The sequence below is a fragment of the Rossellomorea sp. NS-SX7 genome (assembly GCF_052828565.1).
Window position 1 is genome coordinate 3,817,880 of the sequence record NZ_CM128249.1, and the last position, 18,469, is coordinate 3,836,348.

Here is an 18,469-nt window from a genome sequence, read left to right on the forward strand (position 1 = left end):
GCCTTCTTGGACGAGTCGACTTATGACATGTGCCTCTAAGCTCTGTAGCTGGACAAGTCTCACATTGGCCACTTCTCCCGCAGGAGTCTACGTCTTGCACTCCAACCAACGCTGTAACCCGCCAATTTTCAAACTTAAGCTTTATCAAAGCTAATTTCCTGCAAAACCTTATCTATAAAAACCTTCTTAAACCAGCAGGTTCTTCCCGATGACCATTCTCTGAATCTCGCTTGTGCCTTCGTAGATTTCTGTTACTTTAGCATCGCGGAATAGTCTCTCCACCGGATATTCCTTCGTGTAGCCGTAGCCTCCGTAGACCTGTATGGCTTCGGTTGTGACTTCGACGGCTGTTTTTGAGGCGAAAAGTTTGGCCATGGAGGCTTCTTTTCCGCAGGATATGCCTTGGGCGCGAAGGTCAGCCGCTCTGTAGACCAAGAGCTTCGACCCTTCTACTGCAGTCGCCATATCGGCAAGCTTGAATCCGATGCCCTGCTGAGCAGCGATTGGTTTACCGAACTGAACGCGTTCTTTCGCATAAGCGGTAGCGTAATCAAACGCTCCTTCTGCGATACCCAGTGCCTGGGCTGCGATACCGATGCGGCCGACATCCAGGTTTGCCATCGCGATTTTAAATCCTTCGCCTTCTTGCCCCAGTAGATTCTCTACCGGTACTTTCATGTCTTCAAACGTCAGCTGTACCGTTCTTGACCCGTGAAGCCCCATTTTGTGTTCGTCTTTCCCGATGATCAGCCCAGGCGTATCCTTCTCAACGATAAACGCCGATACACCACGGCTTCCCTTCGAGGGATCGGTAACAGCGAACACGATATATGTATCCGCTTCGCCCCCGTTTGTAATGAACACCTTAGAACCATTGAGTACGTAATGATCGCCGCGCTTCTCAGCTTTTGTTTTCAAGCTCTTCGCGTCAGACCCTGCACTCGGTTCTGTCAAACAGAAAGCCCCTAAATATTCACCCGAAGCAAGCTTCGGAATATACTTTTGCTTCTGTTCTTCGTTCCCGAAATAAAGAATCGGATTCGTCCCCACCGATGTATGAACCGACAGGATTACCCCGATGGTCGCGCTTACTTTTGACAGCTCGTGAATCGCGATGATGTAGGATGTGAAATCCATCTCGGAGCCGCCGTATTTTTCAGGAATTGTGATTCCCATCAGGCCGAGCTCTGCCATTTTATTTAAAATCTCACTTGGAAAATGCCCCTCTTCCATCTTCTCCACAAAAGGTTGTATCTCTGTTTCTGCAAAATCGCGCACCATCTTGCGCATCATCTGCTGTTCTTCCGTGAAACGTAATTCCATGATTGTCCCCTCCCGGATGTTCGTATGCATTACTTAAACACGCCAAACGCGGTTTATTCGTAAGAGTAGAAACCTCTTCCAGTCTTCTTGCCGAGCCAGCCTGCTTTTACGTATTTTCTTAGCAGCGGGCATGGGCGGTATTTGTCGTCGCCGAAACCTTCGTGAAGTGTTTCCATGATGTACAGGCATGTGTCGAGACCGATGAAATCCGCAAGCGTCAGCGGCCCCATCGGATGATTCATTCCGAGCTTCATCACTTCATCGATCGCTTCCTTGCTTGCTACCCCTTCATACAGCGTGTAGACCGCTTCGTTGATCATCGGCATCAGAATACGGTTCGATACGAATCCAGGGAAGTCTTCCACTTCAACCGGCACCTTGCTCAGTGACTTCGTCATATCCTCAATCGATTGATACACTTCATCCGTCGTAGCAAGCCCGCGGATGATCTCGACAAGCTTCATTACCGGCACCGGATTCATGAAGTGCATCCCGATCACCTGCTGTGGACGTTTCGTCGCAGCCGCAATTTCCGTGATCGGCAGTGAAGACGTATTGGTTGCAAGGATTGCGTGCTCTGGAGCGATTTCATCCAGCTGAGCGAAGATTTTCTTTTTGATCTCCATGTTCTCAACCGCAGCTTCGATGACGATATCTACGTTTTTCGCATCCTTGATATCCGTTGAAGCCGTAAATCTGTTTAGTGTTGCTGACTTATCGTCTTCAGACATTCTTCCTTTTTCGACTGAACGGGAAAGGTTCTTAGTGATGACGCCCATTCCTTTTTGAACAAATTCTTCTTTCAAATCATTCAGAAATACGTCAAATCCGGCCTGAGCGCATACCTGGGCGATCCCCGAGCCCATCTGTCCTGCTCCGATGACCATGACTTTTTTGATATTCATAGTGTGTTCTCCCCTTTGTTTGAAAAATTGCTGTATAAGTTGATGAAAGTTTAGTTGTTCTATTTTGGTGCCCTGTACTTGGTACAGGGCTGTTGAATTGTACCAGGTACAAAGGTGGTCTGTTGTACCTGGTACACCGGCTGTCCCGGTTGCGGTGCCGGTGCGGTGCCAGTGCGGTGCCAGGCACAGAATCCTTGTTTTGTGCCTGGCACAAACCGCATTGATTGTGCCTGGCACAATACGACCTGTTTGTTCCTGGCACAATACCTTCAAATGGTGCCTGGCTCAGATGACTCGATTTGAGCCTGGCTCAAAACACCTCATTTGAACCTGGCTCAAAACCACCAAATCGAGCCTGGCACCCGCCACTCACAAACGGCACCCTGCCTAAAACTCTACCAATCTACCAATCCAAAACCCGCAGCCTACTGCTTCGGCACCTCAATCATAACCGCATCGCCCTGTCCGCCTCCGGAACAGATAGACGCAACACCGATTCCGCCGCCGCGGCGTTTCAATTCATAAGCCAGTGTCAAGATGATACGCGCTCCGCTTGCCCCGATTGGGTGGCCAAGAGCGACCGCGCCGCCGTTTACGTTGATTTTTTCAGGATCGAGACCGGCAATCTTCCCGCTTGTCAGTGCCACCGCCGCGAATGCTTCGTTTATTTCGAACAGGTCGATTTCCTCTAATGATTTACCTGTTTTCTTCAGTAATTCGTTGATGACAAGGCCAGGCGTCTGCGGGAAGTCCTTCGCTTCCACTGCAATCGCGGTATGGCCCAGGATTGTCGCCAATGGCTTTTTGCCTTCTTTCTCAGCACGTTCTTCACTCATCAGGATCATCGCTGCCGCTCCGTCATTGACACCCGGTGCGTTTCCAGCCGTGATCGTACCGTCGGATCCGAATACCGGACCTAATTTAGCTAATACTTCAAGGGAAGTTTCCTTACGAGGTGCTTCGTCTCGATCGACAACCACCGGATCCCCTTTACGCTGCGGCACTTCCACCGCCACGATTTCTTCTCCAAGTTTCCCTTCCTCCGTCGCCTTCACCGCAAGCTCGTGGCTTCTTAACGCCCATTGGTCCTGATCTTCCCGCGTCAGTTCGAATTCCTTCGCCGTCGCGTTTCCGTATGTCCCCATGTGAACGTTGTTGAAGCTGCAAGTCAGGCCGTCGTGAACCATCAAATCCTTCACGCTTGAATCACCCATCTTGAATCCCCAGCGTGCTTTAGGCAAGATATATGGCGCATTGGACATCGATTCCATTCCTCCGGCCACGATGACTTCTCCGTCTCCGGCGCGGATGATTTGATCGGCCATTGTGACACTTCTCATCCCTGATGCACACACTTTATTAATCGTTTCCGTCTTCACATTCCAAGGCAATCCTGCGTGACGCGATGCCTGTCGGGAAGGGATCTGGCCCTGTCCTCCCTGTAAAACCGTGCCGAGGATCACTTCGTCGATGTCTTCACCGCTGACCCCAGCTCTATTCAATGCTTCCTTCACTGCAAAACCGCCAAGCTCGGATGCTGTAAAACTGCTCAATCCGCCGCCAAACTTGCCGAAAGGAGTTCTGGCTCCATCTAAAATAACCGTTTTCCCCATGTAAATCCCTCTCCTTTTTCTTTTCAGTTTGAGAACCAACTTTGTATACGCTTTCAAAATTCCGTTAAGTATCAGGTTGTTCTTGAGTTCTCCACGAAATGTTCCTGGAGACTGTCCTTTTCGAGTGTTAGAATTGCATCCGCGACCCGTTTCTGCCGTCTTGACTGAACGCTCGCTCGACCAAACCCCAAAAGAGGAAGGGACAGATTCCGTCCCTTTCCACTATTTCCATTGTACTTCAAAATTGTGTAAAACGTAATGATTTTTTAGAAAGTTTTTATTTTTCGTAAAAGTTACTATTTCAGAATAATAAAAGAGGAGTGAAACGCCATAATGATTATGTTGTTTCACTCCTAGTGATTGTTCAATGATGCATCTGCTTACGCGACAACTTCATCCTTACGGTCACCGCAGACCGCTTTTTCAAGAAGCTCGGCAACGTCCAGCGTAGAGACGTTCTCCTCAACTTCCTTCGCTTTTGTTCCATCCGAGAGCATCGTCAGGCAGTAAGGGCAGCCGGAACTAATGACGGACGGACTGACAGCAAGCGCCTGCTCTGTACGTGATACGTTGACGCGGTGGCCAGTGTCCTCTTCCATCCACATGAGTCCTCCGCCGGCTCCGCAGCACATTCCCTTTTCACGGTTGCGCTCCATCTCGACCAGCTTCACGCCGGAAATCGCTTTAAGGATTTCACGAGGCGGATCATATACTTCGTTGTAACGGCCGAGGTAACAGGAATCATGGAAGGTGATCGTTTCATTCACTTCGTACTGTGGCTTCAGAAGGCCTTCCTTTACCAGGTCATATAGAATCTCGGTGTGGTGATAGACCTCTGCTTCAAGTCCGAAGTCAGGATATTCATTTTTGAAAATATTATAAGCATGCGGGTCGATCGTGACGATCTTCTTGATTTCATGCTTTTCGAACTCGGCGATATTGTTCGTCGCAAGTTCCTGGAACAGGAATTCATTCCCTAAGCGGCGAGGTGTGTCACCGGAGTTCTTCTCTTTGTTCCCAAGGATCGCGAATTTCACGCCTGCTTCATTCATCAGCTTGGCAAACGAAAGCGCGATTTTTTGGCTTCGGTTATCGAATGAACCCATGGATCCGACCCAGAATAAGAATTCGAAGTCTTCTCCTGATTTTTTCATTTCTTTCACGGTTGGGATGTGAACGTCTTCTCTCGCTTCACGCCAATTTTCACGTTCTTTACGGTTAAGCCCCCATGGATTTCCTTGGCGCTCGATGTTTTGCATTGCGCGCTGTGCATCGGCATCCATTTTCCCTTCCGTCAGAACAAGATAACGGCGAAGGTCGATGATTTTGTCTACGTGCTCGTTCATGACCGGGCATTGGTCTTCACAGTTACGGCATGTTGTACACGCCCAGATTTCTTCTTCCGTGATGACGTCTCCGATGAGTGATGGGCTGTATGCTGCACCGGCTGCCGCTTCTTCAGCTGCCTGTGTCGCACTTGCCATCGCAATCTGGTTCCCTTTCGTCCCGTTGAATGCGAATGTCGGCACCCAAGGTTTCTTTTGCGTAACGGCTGCACCGTGATTCGTCAGATGGTCACGCAGCTTCACAATCAGATCCATCGGTGAAAGCATCTTCCCTGTGCCGGTTGCCGGACACATATTCGTACAGCGTCCGCATTCCACACAAGCGTAGAAATCGATCATCTGATGCTGAGTGAATTCTTCTATTTTACCTACCCCGAAGCTTTCTGCCGACTCGTCTTCGAAGTCGATCGGCTTCAGTTTCCCTGGGTTGTCTAAGCGGTTAAAAAATACATTGGCTGGTCCTGCGATCAAGTGGGCGTGCTTTGATTGCGGCACGTACACCAAGAATGCCAGTAAGAAAACAAGGTGAATCCACCATGCAATGTAGAAAATGACGATGGAAGCCGTCTCACCAATGGCGCCGAGTGCTCCCGCAATCAGTGACGCGACCGGCTCAGTCCATGCAAGTTCCTCGCCATGCCAGATCAGGCTCATCCCGTTTCCGACAAGCACGGAAAGCATCAAACCTCCGATGAATAAAAGAACGAGTCCAGATTTGAACCCTCTTTTCAAGCGTACGAGCTTCTCCACATAACGTCTGTGGAACGCCCAGACGACTGCGACCAGAATCATCAATGTGACGAGTTCCTGGAAGAACGTGAAGCCTGGATACAATGGTCCAAGCGGAAGGTGGCTTCCCGGTGCAAGTCCTTTTATGATGAAATCGATCGCTCCAAATTGTACTAAAATAAAGCCGTAGAAGAACATAACGTGGATGGCTCCACTTTTCTTATCCTTCAATAGCTTTTTCTGTCCGAATACATTGACCACGATTTTGTCGAAGCGTTCTTTGAATCGATTATCAAATTCAACTTTCTTTCCGAGCTTGATATATTCAATTCTCGTTTTGACCACATACACAAACAGACTCACTGCGTAAACGGTTACAAAAATGAACGCAATCCAATTGAGAATGAGTAATCCATTCATCTCAAGTCTCTCCCCCTTTTCGGTTCGTAAATGAACTTCCCCCTTTGTTCAAACTTTTACAAACCAAATTAATATTCAGAAAAATTCCCTTATATCCATTATATAATGAATGAGCATTCAGTCAACGGTTTTTTTGAATTCTGATCACCGCTTTTGATTTCCGTGGAAGACTTCGCTTTCCGCGGGCGGGTGGTGAGCCTCCTCATTCAACGGGGAACTGTCCAGCTGCAGGGCTTAGAGGCACATGTCATAAGCCAAACCGACCAAGAAGGCAAAGAGCGCCTTCCAGGACGATTCGTCTTATGCCACACGCCTCTGAGCAAAGCCCTTCCGCTTTTCGGTTAGGAGTCTTCGTCTTGCACTCCAATCAACCGCTGGAACGACTTAAAAACTCGATAAAACTCATTCATTCCTGCAAAAAAAAAACATTCTTTTATTTGATTCATTAGACCCTTTTTCTTCCATAGTCAAAAAGTACGAAGAAAAGGTTTCGATCCTTCTGTCTTCAGGGAATAAAAAAGATGGAACACAATACAAGTTACCGGACATACTAAGTTTATTGACGATGAGAGAGTGATTCGAATGTGGTTATTTTATACGCTGGTAATAATCGGACTGGTGATTGCCTGGATGGTGATCGATTTCAAGCTGGGGCGGAGTCACTTCATCCGTACCCGCACAAGAAGAAATTACGATGATCGTTATAGTGATATAACGTTAATTTCCCGTGGACCGGAATTGTTCGACAAGATGTTCACGGATATCAAGAACGCGGAATCATCCATTCATATTCTGTTTTATATTGTCCAGAATGATCATCTCGGCTACCGTTTCATGGATCTTCTTAAGGAAAAGGCCAAACAGGGCGTGAAGGTCCGATTGCTTATGGATCAAATCGGAAGCCTGCAGGTGCCTAGGTCAAAGGTGCATATGTTGAAAACGGTCGGTGTGGAGGTCGCTTACTGCCAAAGAGTGAATTTTCCTTATCTCTTCTTTTCCTCCCAGCAGCGGAATCACCGGAAGATCACCGTTGTCGACGGAAAAGTCGGGTATCTCGGAGGGTACAATGTCGGGAAGGAATATATCGATGAAAATGATAAGCCGGAGCTGTCCCCATGGAGGGATTACCATATGAGGATTGAAGGGGAAGGAGTCCTTGACCTACAATCCGAGTTCTGCATCGACTGGCACCGTGCGACGAAGAAGGATCTGAAAAATGATTCCCTGTACTTCCCCCCTGCTGGAAAAGGAAAGATCAAGCATCGGATTTTCCCGACAGAGGGTGTCAACATCGAGCAATTTTTCGGTGAGTTCATCGATGAGGCGAAAGATTCCATCTTCATCGGGACACCCTACTTCATTCCGACCAGGCATTTGATGGACAAGCTGATGAACGCACTTGACCGAGGTGTCAAAGTGACGATCATCGTTCCGGATCAGGCGGATCATGCGCTGGTCAAGGAAGCCGCATTTCCATATTTTAGAACACTTCTTGAAAAGGGAGCGCTGGTGTATCAATACATGAATGGTTTTTATCATGGGAAAGTCATCATTATCGACGACCATTTCTGTGATATCGGAACAGCGAACTTTGATCAGCGGAGCTTCTACCTAAACCTTGAGCTGAATAATTTAATATATGATAAACATTTTATTGAAATAACAAAAAAAGAGATTGATAAAGATATCAAGGCATCAGACCGATTGACTGCCAGTGACTTGGAATCTGTTACGTTCTTTACAAAATTCAAGGAAAAGGTCGCTTCGGCGATTTCGATTCTGCTTTAGGAGGACTGCACCATGAAAGTGAGACTCGGGTTCGTGGCGAATTCCCTCGCCCTTTGGGAATCAAGTCCGTCCAAAACGATGACCTATAGACGTTTCACCGAGCTTCCAAAACATGAACGCATGGAGAAGCTCATTGAAGTGACGAGGATGAATCTGGAGCATACAAAACGCATTCTTTATTATTGTGCAGCCCATGAAATCGAGCTGTACAGGCTATCAAGCTCACTCGTCCCGCTGGCGACTCACCCCGATGTCGAATGGGACTTCTACTCCCCTTTTCAACATGAATGGAAGGAGCTCGGGATGCTGATCAAGACGTTCGGTATCCGAGCGAGCTTCCATCCGAATCAATTTACGTTATTCACCAGCCCGAAACAGCATGTGACCGACAACGCGGTGAAAGATATGGTGTATCATTACAGGATGCTTGAATATATGGGAGTGGAAAAGGAAGCGGTGATCAATATTCACATCGGCGGGACCTATGGGGATAAAAAAGCCGCACTGGAACGGTTTCATGAGAATGTTGCCGCTATTCCGTCCGAGGTAAAGGAAATCATGACGCTGGAAAATGATGACAAGACATACAATGTGGAAGAAACTCTTGCCGCTTGTCAAAAAGAAGATATTCCTCTGGTGCTTGATATCCATCATCACGAAGCGAACCTTAGCAGCGAGCCTCTCGAAACATACCTTAACGATATCTTTAACACATGGGACAGACGAGATCTTGTCCCCAAAATACATATCTCCTCGCCCAAATCTGAAAAAGCCTTCCGTTCACACTCCGATTATGTGGACCCGGATTTCGTGAAGCCCTTCTTTAAAACACTGAAGAAAATCGGACGGGACGTGGACTTCATGATCGAAGCCAAACACAAAGACCTGGCCATGCTGAAGCTGACCGAAGACCTCTCCTCGATCCGCGGCGTCAAGCGCATCAGCGGTGGAGTGCTTGAATGGTAGACGATAGTCGATCCTGATGAAAGAGACCCGTTCCCCTCCAAAACATCACCGGGGGAACGGGTCCTTTATGTAGACTAAGATTTCTTATTTAAAAACCGATTCGATCCATGGCTGGATCGCCATGAATGCTTTGAATCCCAAATAGATCCCGACAATCCCGGCGATTCCTGCCAATGCAGGCGGCGCTGGAATCGGAAGCTTGAACAGGGCAAAGATGAACCCTACCAAAAATCCTGTGACAATGGCCAACACAACAGTCTTCATGAACAACCTCCTAAGCTGATTCCTATCTGTATCCACTATTATACGACAACTCGTAAATAATTATTAAAAAGAAGGCCCGTCCCGCACTGCTTTAAAGCATTGTGGGACGGGCCTTCAAATCGATTGATTACATTTTTTCAGGAGCTGCCACACCAATAAGGGCGAGTGCGTTTTGAAGCGTCACGCGCACGGATTTGACGAGAGCCAGGCGGGCTGTTGTCAGCTCGCGATTTTCTTCGTCCAATACCTTGTTGGCGTTGTAGAAGCTGTGGAACGCTGATGCAAGATCATTGATGTAGTTTGCGACACGGTGCGGTGTGCGCTTCTCTGCTGCATCGGCGATCATTTGCGGGAATTCTCCCAGCTTCTTAAGAAGGTCGACCTCTTTTTCCGTTCCAATCAGGCTTAGGTCGATGCGGTCTTCAGAAGCAAGACTGGACTCCTCTGCCTGACGCAGGATCGAACAGATGCGGGCATGTGCATATTGAGCATAGTACACAGGGTTTTCATTGGATTGGGACACAGCTAAGTCCAGATCGAAATCCATATGTGTATCCGCGCTTCTCATAGCGAAGAAATAGCGTACTGCATCCAAACCGACTTCTTCCACAAGCTCACGCATCGTCACGGCTTTACCGGTACGTTTACTCATCTTCATCTTCTCGCCGTTTTTATAAAGGTGAACCAGCTGGATCACTTCGACTTCAAGCTTCTCACGGTCAAAGCCAAGCGCTTCGATCGCTGCTTTCATACGGGGGATATACCCGTGGTGGTCCGCCCCCCAGATATTGATGAGCACATCATGACCGCGCTCGAATTTATCCTGATGGTACGAGATGTCCGGAGTCAAATACGTGTATGTTCCGTCATTCTTGATCAACACACGGTTCTTATCGTCGCCAAGCTCGGTCGAACGGAACCAGGTCGCACCGTCTTCTTCGTACACATGTCCGTTTTCACGCAGCTTCGCAAGCGCTGCGTCGATTTTCCCGTTTTCATAAAGGGATGTTTCAGAGTACCATACATTGAACGGTACGCGGAACATTTCCAAGTCCTTCTGCAGCTTGGACATTTCGACCTTCAACCCATACTCACGGAAAAACTTGTAGCGTTCATCTTCGCTTGCTTTCGCATATTTAGAACCGAATTCCTCAACAAGCTGCTTCCCGATTCCGATAATGTCGGCACCGTGGTATCCATCTTCAGGCATCGCCACATCCTGGCCTAGAGCCTGGAAGTAACGCGCTTCCACTGATTTAGCCAGGTTATGGATCTGGTTTCCGGCGTCATTGATGTAGTACTCGCGAGTCACCTTGTATCCAGCCTTCTCAAGTACATTACACAGGGAATCACCGACAGCCGCTCCACGGGCATGTCCAAGGTGAAGGTCTCCGGTCGGGTTCGCTGAAACAAACTCGACGTTGATGCGTTCACCTTTTCCTGCATCGGACTGGCCATATTCATGATCCTGATCAAGAATCATTGGAATCAGGTCCGTTAAGTAATCGTTGTTCATGAAGAAGTTGATGAATCCTGGGCCAGCGATTTCCAATTTTTCAATCGATGCCTTTGACTGATCGAAATTCGCCATGATGTCTTCAGCGATCATACGAGGTGCTTTTTTCGCCACACGCGCAAGCTGCATCGCCATGTTTGTCGAGTAATCCCCGTGTGACTTTTCCTTCGGTGTCTCCAGGATGATATCCGGAAGCTGATCCTCTGTTGCAAGACCCGCTTTCAGAACCGCTGCTTTGATTTCGGATTTCAGGTTTTCTTGTACTTTTTCGACGATATTCATGCGCCTATTCTTCCTCCTTAAAATTGATCGACATCTCATAATCCCCAACCGAGCTGCCCTGCATGATCAGCTCATATGAAAGGTTGAAGTCCCCTTCTGCAATGGACAGGTTTTTCGTATGTGAAAGTTTTTTTGTCTTTGTCGTAAGCAAGAGTGTGCCGAGCTCGCTTTCATAGGAGCCGCTCATCTCTTCCTCTTCGTTGAACACCATCCGCATCTTCACGGCGCCGCTCCTTAAGATTAGAGCCTGCGTGTCGGTAACCTTGACGAACGTATGGATGGTCCCTTCCTCCTGAACCTCATCATACTTCAGGAAAAAGGCATCCCCTTTTTCATAGTAGCGCCCAAACGACACGAGCTCAAAAGAGTCGCTGTCGTCACCGATCGTGATATTCGTTTTCAAGTGAATTTTGACAGGTGTGGATTCATTATTTAAATCTGTCAAACCACTCACATCCTTTTCTAGTTTAGGGTCCGTTCATGGAACTGGTCCGCCCCTGTTGGAGGGCGGTCTTCCTTCTAACTTATTAAGTATAAGAAGTATTGGGTGAAAATGCAATGAATGGGGGTGAGTTTTGGGTTGGAAGTTTGTTGAATATATTTGTAATGGCCATTTTATACCTCAGTTTATTTCCGTGGAAGACTTCGCTTTCCGCGGGCGAGCGGGGAGCCTCCTCGTCTCCTTCTTGAGGTAGTTACTGTCCAGCTACAGGGCTTAGAGGCACATGTCATAAGCCAAACCGACCATGAAGGCAAAGAACGCCTTCCAGGTCGATTCGTCTTATGCCACACGCCTCTGAGCAAAGCCCTTCCGCTTTTCTGATAGGAGTCTTCGTCTTCCACTACAATAAACTGCTGGAGCCGGTTCATACTCCAACCTTCCCCTCCAAAGGCTGGATCTATTCACATTACTTCTTTTATGAGATAGGGGCAGTTCATTACCCTATACCTTCAAAACTTTAATAAAAGAAATAGGATCACCCTTTACAAGGCAATCCTATTTTCTAAAAAGTTATTTCACCCAGCCCAATAGCATTTCTCTAATGAGTTTGCTGGCTGTGTTGGCTGTTTGTTCGGATGGGTCGTAGATTGGTGCTACTTCGACGAGGTCGGCACCTACTACGTTGACTCCGGAGTGTGCGATCTCATGAATGGATGCAAGCAGCTCCTTGGATGTGATCCCGCCGCAGTCCACGGTTCCTGTGCCGGGAGCGTGGGCTGGATCCAGTACGTCGATGTCGATCGTTACGTAAACAGGACGTCCCGCAAGCGTCGGAAGGATTTTCTTAAGCGGCTCGAGCACTTCGAATTTCGAGATGTGCATGCCGTTTTCCTTCGCCCATTGGAATTCTTCCCTCATTCCTGAGCGGATACCGAAAGAATACACATTCTCAGGTCCGATATGCTCTGCGATCTTGCGGATCGGAGTCGAGTGGGAAAGCGGCTCTCCCTCGTACTCTTCACGAAGATCCGTGTGAGCGTCCATGTGGATGATCGCCAAATCCGGATATTTCTTCGCAACGGCCTTCATGACCGGCCATGAAACGAGGTGCTCCCCGCCCATGCCGAACGGGATTTTCCCGTCGCCTAAAAGCTGATCAATATAATCCTCGATCATATCGATGCTGCGCTGTGGATTTCCGAACGGCAGCGGAATATCGCCTGCATCGAAGAATTTCACTTCTTCAAGCTCGCGGTCAAGATATGCACTGTATTCTTCAAGTCCAATCGATACTTCACGGATGCGGGCAGGTCCGAAACGTGAACCCGGACGATAGCTTACCGTCCAATCCATCGGCATCCCGTAAAGCACAACCGAGCTCTCTTCATAAGAAGGATGGCTCTTAATAAACACATTACCTGAATAAGCTTCATCAAAACGCATCATATTCAACCTTTCTCTGTCGAGGGCGTGCCATCGGATGGCCGCCCTCACTATTTTACATCTAACGCTCGCCTTCGCTCACTTTGCGATTTGGACGCGCATCGGTTTTTCTATTATTTCGTCAGGTCTTTGACGAACTTAGGAAGCACGAATGCTGCGTTGTGCAGTTCCGGTGTGTAGTATTTTGTTTCGATTTCGTGGAAACGATCTTGTGGCACTTCGATTGGGTCGTGTTTTTTCGATCCGATCGTGAATGCCCACATGCCGCTTGGGTATGTCGGGATATTCGCTGTGTACAGGCGTGTCACAGGGAAGATTTCCTTTACATCACGCTGCACCTGACGGATTAGGTCCGCTTTGAACCATGGGTTGTCACATTGAGCGACAAAGATCCCGTCTTCTTTAAGAGCTTTCGAGATTCCTGCATAGAATCCTTTTGTAAATAGGTTTACAGCAGGTCCTACAGGCTCCGTGGAATCGACCATGATGACGTCATATTCATTTTCACTTTTCGCGATATGCATGAATCCGTCACCCACTTGAACATCGACGCGCTCGTTTTCAAGTTCGCCCGCGATTTCAGGAAGGTATTTCTTAGAGTACTCGATGACTTTTCCATCGATATCTACTAAAACGGCTTTCTTCACGCTTGGGTGCTTCAGGACTTCACGGATGACACCGCCGTCCCCGCCACCTACAACCAATACCTTCTCCGGATTCGGGTGAGTGAATAAAGGAACGTGAGCTACCATTTCATGATAGACGAATTCGTCTTTTTGGCTTGTCATGACCATTCCGTCAAGGAAGAGCATGTTGCCCCATTCTTCTGTTTCAGCCATTTCAAGGTATTGAAAATCCGTTTGCTCTGTATGTAAAGTCTTCTTGATTTTCATCGTGATTCCGAAGTTATCTGTTTGTTTTTCTGTGTACCAAAGTCCACTCATTGTTTCAACTTCCCTTCTTGTTTTGATTTTATAAGTTTCTTTGTATCCGTTCTCGTTGTAAATCAGGATCCTCTATGAAAAACGTTTGCATAGAACGTCATTTTTATCCTTCCCTATCATGATAAATACAAACATGAGAAAAAGTATAGTGGAATCTAGCAAAAATTCAAGTTAAATTTTTTCTAGGTCCAGTACGTTTAAAAACTCTCAAAACCTTTCATACTGATAATATACACCAGAAGTCTACGGGAAGGCCCGTCCCTCGGTGCTTCAACGCATCTGTGGACGGTCATTGGGGAACCCGGGAACGGATTTTTATAGAAAACTATTTTATAGAGAAGGCGGGAAAAGGGATGGAACTGATTACTCGTGCTGGATTGGAGAAAACAAAAAAATATGTTAGAGCGGCCGTCATTTTGTCTCTATTGTTTTCGGTTCTCATGCTGCTCGGGCTGATCGGGGTACTGACGTACGCGAAGTTCCAGGGCCCGCCGCCGCTTGCGGTGCCTCAGTCGACCCTGATTTACGGGGAGGACGGCAAGGTGATCGGCGAGACGAACACCGGGGAAAAACGGTACTGGGTGAATCTCGACCAAATTTCACCGGCCCTTGTCGAAGCGACGATTTCAATAGAAGATAAGAATTTCTATCAGCATTACGGATTTGATATAAAGCGGATCGCCGGGGCCGCGCTTGCCGACGTCAAGGCTATGGCCAAGGTTCAGGGAGCGAGCACCATTTCCCAGCAGTACGCCCGCAATCTATTTTTAACGCATGATAAGACGTGGAAACGAAAGATTTCCGAGGCACTCTATACGCTTCGGATCGAAATGAACTATAGCAAAAAGGAAATTCTCGAAGGCTACCTGAACACCATCTATTACGGTCACGGCGCTTATGGGGTCCAGGCAGCAAGCCAATATTACTTCGGGAAGGATGCCGACAGGCTGACCCTGGCAGAAGCGAGCATGCTTGCAGGGGTCCCGAAAGCACCTTCCTATTATTCCCCTCTCGAATCGATGGAGAATGCCAAGAACCGGCAGGAGCTCATTCTCGATTCAATGAGAGAAGACGGGTTTATCACGAAAGAGGAAAGTGAAATCACGAAGGCAAAGCCGATCAAGATCAACGGACAGCATGCACATCTGACAGTGGAAACAGCCCCTTATTTTCAGGACGTCGTGAAAAACATTCTCCGCACGGAACTGGGTCTTGAAGAACGGACGATTGAAATGGGCGGCCTCAAGGTTTACACAACGCTCAATTCAAAGCACCAGGAAATTGCCGAGAAAGTGGTCGAGGAGCAAATCGAAGATGAATCAGACATTCAGCTCGGGTTTGTCGCGATGAATCCTAAGAACGGCTACGTCACTGCGATGGTCGGCGGCCGAAGCTATGAGGAGAGTCCTTTCAACCGGGCCGTCCAAGCGATCCGCCAGCCAGGTTCAACGATCAAGCCGCTCCTGTACTATTCTGCACTCGACCAGGGCTTCACGCCTGCAACGACGATGAAAAGCGAGCTCACTTCCTTCACGTTTGACGGAAATAAAAAATACGCACCGCACAACTACAACAACAAATATGCGAACGATGACATCACACTCGCCCAGGCGATTGCACTTTCAGATAATGTGTTCGCCGTCAAAACCCACCTCTTCATGGGACAGGACACATTGACGAAAACGGCTAAGGAAAAATTCGGCATCACCACCCCTGTCAAAAAGTATCCCTCATCCGCTCTCGGAACTTCGGGGGCGAGGGTGATCGATATGGTGAACGCCTACAATATGTTCGCCAACGGAGGCTATAAAGTGAAGCCGGTCTTCATCACCCGTGTGGAAGACTGGTCTGGGAATGTCATTTATGAAAAAGAAGTGAAAAAAGAGCAGGTCCTCGATCCGGACAAAGCATATGTCATGACTCACATGCTGAGCGGTATATTCGATCCGAAGCTGAATGATTATTCGACCGTCACCGGCATCCAGATCAGGAAAGATGCGACAAGGCATTATGCCGGAAAATCCGGTACGACCAACACCGACAACTGGATGATCGGCTTCTCACCTCAGCTCACAGCCGGGGTGTGGACCGGTTATGACAAAGGAAAAGAAATCTCCCTGGTAAACGATAAACTGTATGCAAAGAAAATCTGGGTGGAATTCATGGAAGAAGCTTTGAAGGACGAACCCGTCAAAGCATTCAAACCGACCAAGGGCGTCGTCGGCGTGGCGGTCAATCCTCATAACGGCAAGCTTGCAACGAAGGATTGTCCCGTCCAGCGCTTCACCTATTTCGTAAGGGGTACCGAGCCGACTGAATACTGCACAGAACATCTTGGAGAACATGAAACACCGAAAGAAAAAGAACCGTCCAAAGATGAAAAGAAACCATGGTACAAAAAACTGACGGATTGGATCTTCTAAGTAATTTGAAGGCCCGTCCCTCGTTGCTTTAAAGCGGCGAGGGACGGGCCTTTATCTCGTTAAAGTTTTATTTTCATTCCTTCATGAGTCGCGTTGAATCCGAGCTTTTGGTAGAATCGCAAAGCGTCATCGCGCTGTTTGTCCGTAGTGAGCTGAACCAGGCTGCAGCCCAGTTCTTTTGCGCGCTCGATCGCCCAATTGATCATCTGAGTTCCGACTCCCTGCCCGCGGACAGAAGAAGATGTCCTGACTCCCTCAATCGTCGCCCTCCAGCTTCCCTGATGGGTCAGGTAGGGCGTGAACGTAATCTGCATGACACCTATGATATCATTCTCACGGCAAGCAACAACCAGTTCATTATTGGGATCGGCATCAATCGCCTGAAAGGCTTTCAAGTAACCTTCTGGCAGTGGATTTGTGTATTGTTCCCGGACTTTCCCGAGTACATCATCCGCGAGCATTTTCACGATTGCATCCAGATCCTCTTTTCCTGCCATTCGAAACATTATGTGCTCTTTCATCATAGTCCCTCCTTTTCCGAACCCTTTACTTTTATCCTATCCGCCGGACTTCGATAAGGAAAGTAGAAGTTCATTATGATTTGACATAAGGAATTCTTATATTATAAAAACGAAAAACCTCGGGCTTGTGCGAACCCGAGGTTTTTCATGTCCTAGTTTATGTGCAAACTGTGCTTTAAGTGTACTTTTTTTCCAAGATAAGTACAAGATGTGAAAGTCACTTTCAAAAAAATGTCACAGTTTGTTCACAAAGCGCAGATTTTGTCGAAATTAGAAGACCCGTCCCTTGCTGCTTTAACGCTGTGAGGGACGGGCCACTACTATTTTATTCCGCATTCAATGCTTGCTTCAGTTCGGGCTTGGAACGGTCCCACATGCCCTGGTCATGGGTTTTGAGGAAGTCTGCAAGGATTCCTTTTGATTTATCGTCCATATGATCGACGATAATGTGACGCTTGATGGATTTATCCATATGGTTCACGTGCTCCGGCATCGACTTATAGCCTCTGCGTTTTTCACGATTCATGACCATTTCACAGGCTGTCACCCCTGCATAATAAGGGCCGTCCTCCATGCGGTCAATCGTCACCCAGATCAGCCAGAACGGCTTGCCGCCAGCTGAATCTTCACGGTTATTCGTAAATTTGATCCCTTTTTCCATCGGGCTCCGCGCATGCATCGCACCGATTTCGATCGTCGCTTCTCCTTCCTCTACATCGATCATGACAGGAGAAACATTATCAAGGCTGAGGGAACCGACCCCGTAGCCTCCGTGTCCGTCAGTCGGATCACTCTTTATGATATTAAATCCGATGTTCTTTTTCTTTTCCATCGTTTTTCACTCCTTTTAGCTAAAGATTGAAAAGATTGTTCCGTAAATCGTACTGAATGCCTGGCCCGTCGCGCTCATGCCTGTATTCAGGAACGGCCAGATCGTATATTGATCAAGCGGTGTGATCACCAGGATCAGAAACAGCAGAATGCCGTATTGTTCAAACTGACTCATTTTCACCCGGACATGGGCAGGCGACAGATCCTCGATGATCCGGTATCCGTCAAGCGGAGGGAACGGCAATAAGTTAAAGACAAACAGAAGAATATTCAATTCAACGATCATTTGAAGAAGATCGACCGCGAACGGAGGAATCCCGCCGCCCGTCACTCCGACAAAGAAATAAAATAATCCGAACGCGATGAAAGCAATCAGGAAATTGCTCAGAGGTCCTGCAGCCGAAACGAGGATGCCCGCGAGCCGCGGATTCTTGAACCTCGATCTCATCACCGGAACTGGCCTGGCCCATCCGAAGCCGGCGATAAGAATCAAAATCGTCCCGAACGGATCTAAGTGCTGAACAGGATTCAGCGTCAGCCTTCCCTGATCCTTCGCTGTCGTGTCCCCGAATTTGTAGGCCACATATGCATGCGCAAACTCATGAACCGTAAAGGCCAGCACCAAAGCGATGACCACAAACGGAAGCTCTTCAAGCCGAAAGATCGAAATAGACTCAAACAAACTGCGAAAAGTATCCAAAATATGTACTCCT

15 protein-coding genes are annotated in these 18,469 nt (G+C 48.0%); 3 read left to right on the plus strand and 12 right to left on the minus strand.

Going from position 1 to position 18,469, the window contains the following annotated elements; translation table 11 throughout:
* Positions 1-186: 186 nt before the first annotated feature.
* The 4 genes from ACUXV2_RS18855 to ACUXV2_RS18870 all read right to left on the minus strand — a co-directional run bounded on the left by ACUXV2_RS18855 (position 187) and on the right by ACUXV2_RS18870 (position 6,336).
* Complete coding sequence (locus tag ACUXV2_RS18855) at positions 187-1,323, minus strand: acyl-CoA dehydrogenase (protein WP_446244684.1); 1,137 nt, start codon at positions 1,321-1,323, stop codon at positions 187-189.
* A 53-nt stretch (positions 1,324-1,376) separates the two neighbouring features.
* Positions 1,377-2,228: a 3-hydroxybutyryl-CoA dehydrogenase gene (locus ACUXV2_RS18860; protein ID WP_446244685.1), complete on the minus strand. Its 852-nt coding sequence runs from the start codon at positions 2,226-2,228 to the stop codon at positions 1,377-1,379.
* Positions 2,229-2,653: 425 nt separating this feature from the next.
* Positions 2,654-3,841, minus strand: coding sequence for an acetyl-CoA C-acetyltransferase (locus ACUXV2_RS18865; protein WP_446244686.1), 1,188 nt, complete (start codon positions 3,839-3,841; stop codon positions 2,654-2,656).
* Between the two features lie 380 nt (positions 3,842-4,221).
* Positions 4,222-6,336, minus strand: a complete 2,115-nt coding sequence (locus tag ACUXV2_RS18870) for a 4Fe-4S dicluster domain-containing protein (RefSeq protein ID WP_446244687.1) — start codon at positions 6,334-6,336, stop codon at positions 4,222-4,224.
* A gap of 582 nt (positions 6,337-6,918) precedes the next feature.
* On the opposite strand from ACUXV2_RS18870, the gene cls reads away from it, so the two are divergent.
* Both cls and uvsE read left to right on the plus strand, forming a co-directional pair.
* Complete coding sequence (cls, locus tag ACUXV2_RS18875; RefSeq protein WP_446244688.1) at positions 6,919-8,124, plus strand: cardiolipin synthase; 1,206 nt, start codon at positions 6,919-6,921, stop codon at positions 8,122-8,124.
* 12 nt (positions 8,125-8,136) lie between these two features.
* On the plus strand, positions 8,137-9,090 hold the full coding sequence (gene uvsE / locus ACUXV2_RS18880; RefSeq protein ID WP_446244689.1) for a UV DNA damage repair endonuclease UvsE: 954 nt from the start codon (positions 8,137-8,139) through the stop codon (positions 9,088-9,090).
* 84 nt (positions 9,091-9,174) lie between these two features.
* On the opposite strand, the gene ACUXV2_RS18885 is transcribed toward uvsE, so the two are convergent.
* The 5 genes from ACUXV2_RS18885 to speE form a co-directional block, all read right to left on the minus strand.
* Complete coding sequence (locus ACUXV2_RS18885) at positions 9,175-9,354, minus strand: XapX domain-containing protein (protein ID WP_032086963.1); 180 nt, start codon at positions 9,352-9,354, stop codon at positions 9,175-9,177.
* 127 nt (positions 9,355-9,481) lie between these two features.
* On the minus strand, positions 9,482-11,152 hold the full coding sequence (gene argS, locus ACUXV2_RS18890) for an arginine--tRNA ligase (RefSeq protein WP_446244690.1): 1,671 nt from the start codon (positions 11,150-11,152) through the stop codon (positions 9,482-9,484).
* Between the two features lie 4 nt (positions 11,153-11,156).
* Complete coding sequence (locus tag ACUXV2_RS18895) at positions 11,157-11,606, minus strand: DUF1934 domain-containing protein (protein ID WP_446244691.1); 450 nt, start codon at positions 11,604-11,606, stop codon at positions 11,157-11,159.
* A gap of 558 nt (positions 11,607-12,164) precedes the next feature.
* Positions 12,165-13,037, minus strand: coding sequence for an agmatinase (gene speB / locus ACUXV2_RS18900; RefSeq protein ID WP_446247111.1), 873 nt, complete (start codon positions 13,035-13,037; stop codon positions 12,165-12,167).
* A 113-nt stretch (positions 13,038-13,150) separates the two neighbouring features.
* Complete coding sequence (speE, locus tag ACUXV2_RS18905) at positions 13,151-13,981, minus strand: spermidine synthase (RefSeq protein WP_446244692.1); 831 nt, start codon at positions 13,979-13,981, stop codon at positions 13,151-13,153.
* Between the two features lie 353 nt (positions 13,982-14,334).
* Between speE and ACUXV2_RS18910 the strand changes: the two genes are divergently transcribed.
* On the plus strand, positions 14,335-16,404 hold the full coding sequence (locus ACUXV2_RS18910; RefSeq protein ID WP_446244693.1) for a transglycosylase domain-containing protein: 2,070 nt from the start codon (positions 14,335-14,337) through the stop codon (positions 16,402-16,404).
* 59 nt (positions 16,405-16,463) lie between these two features.
* Here the strand turns inward: ACUXV2_RS18910 and ACUXV2_RS18915 are convergent, their stop codons facing one another.
* From ACUXV2_RS18915 to ACUXV2_RS18925, 3 genes are all read right to left on the minus strand, one after another.
* A complete protein-coding gene (locus tag ACUXV2_RS18915; RefSeq protein ID WP_446244694.1) occupies positions 16,464-16,925 on the minus strand; it encodes a GNAT family N-acetyltransferase in 462 nt (153 codons plus the stop codon).
* 325 nt (positions 16,926-17,250) lie between these two features.
* On the minus strand, positions 17,251-17,757 hold the full coding sequence (locus ACUXV2_RS18920; protein WP_446244695.1) for a YwhD family protein: 507 nt from the start codon (positions 17,755-17,757) through the stop codon (positions 17,251-17,253).
* 15 nt (positions 17,758-17,772) lie between these two features.
* Positions 17,773-18,456 (minus strand): site-2 protease family protein, encoded by a 684-nt coding sequence (locus ACUXV2_RS18925; RefSeq protein ID WP_446244696.1) that lies wholly within the window; start codon positions 18,454-18,456, stop codon positions 17,773-17,775.
* Between the last annotated feature and the right edge of the window lie 13 nt (positions 18,457-18,469).

Excerpts from the sequence above, each read along its gene's own strand:
- ACUXV2_RS18910 (WP_446244693.1), top strand. The coding sequence starts at position 14,335 with ATGGAACTGATTACTCGTGCTGGATTGGAGAAAACAAAAAAATATGTT.
- ACUXV2_RS18865 (WP_446244686.1), bottom strand. The coding sequence starts at position 3,841 with ATGGGGAAAACGGTTATTTTAGATGGAGCCAGAACTCCTTTCGGCAAG.
- speB (WP_446247111.1), bottom strand. The coding sequence starts at position 13,037 with ATGCGTTTTGATGAAGCTTATTCAGGTAATGTGTTTATTAAGAGCCAT.
- ACUXV2_RS18855 (WP_446244684.1), bottom strand. The coding sequence starts at position 1,323 with ATGGAATTACGTTTCACGGAAGAACAGCAGATGATGCGCAAGATGGTG.
- speE (WP_446244692.1), bottom strand. The coding sequence starts at position 13,981 with ATGAGTGGACTTTGGTACACAGAAAAACAAACAGATAACTTCGGAATC.
- ACUXV2_RS18860 (WP_446244685.1), bottom strand. The coding sequence starts at position 2,228 with ATGAATATCAAAAAAGTCATGGTCATCGGAGCAGGACAGATGGGCTCG.
- argS (WP_446244690.1), bottom strand. The coding sequence starts at position 11,152 with ATGAATATCGTCGAAAAAGTACAAGAAAACCTGAAATCCGAAATCAAA.
- ACUXV2_RS18885 (WP_032086963.1), bottom strand. The coding sequence starts at position 9,354 with ATGAAGACTGTTGTGTTGGCCATTGTCACAGGATTTTTGGTAGGGTTC.
- ACUXV2_RS18920 (WP_446244695.1), bottom strand. The coding sequence starts at position 17,757 with ATGGAAAAGAAAAAGAACATCGGATTTAATATCATAAAGAGTGATCCG.
- ACUXV2_RS18915 (WP_446244694.1), bottom strand. The coding sequence starts at position 16,925 with ATGAAAGAGCACATAATGTTTCGAATGGCAGGAAAAGAGGATCTGGAT.
- ACUXV2_RS18870 (WP_446244687.1), bottom strand. The coding sequence starts at position 6,336 with ATGAATGGATTACTCATTCTCAATTGGATTGCGTTCATTTTTGTAACC.
- uvsE (WP_446244689.1), top strand. The coding sequence starts at position 8,137 with ATGAAAGTGAGACTCGGGTTCGTGGCGAATTCCCTCGCCCTTTGGGAA.
- cls (WP_446244688.1), top strand. The coding sequence starts at position 6,919 with ATGTGGTTATTTTATACGCTGGTAATAATCGGACTGGTGATTGCCTGG.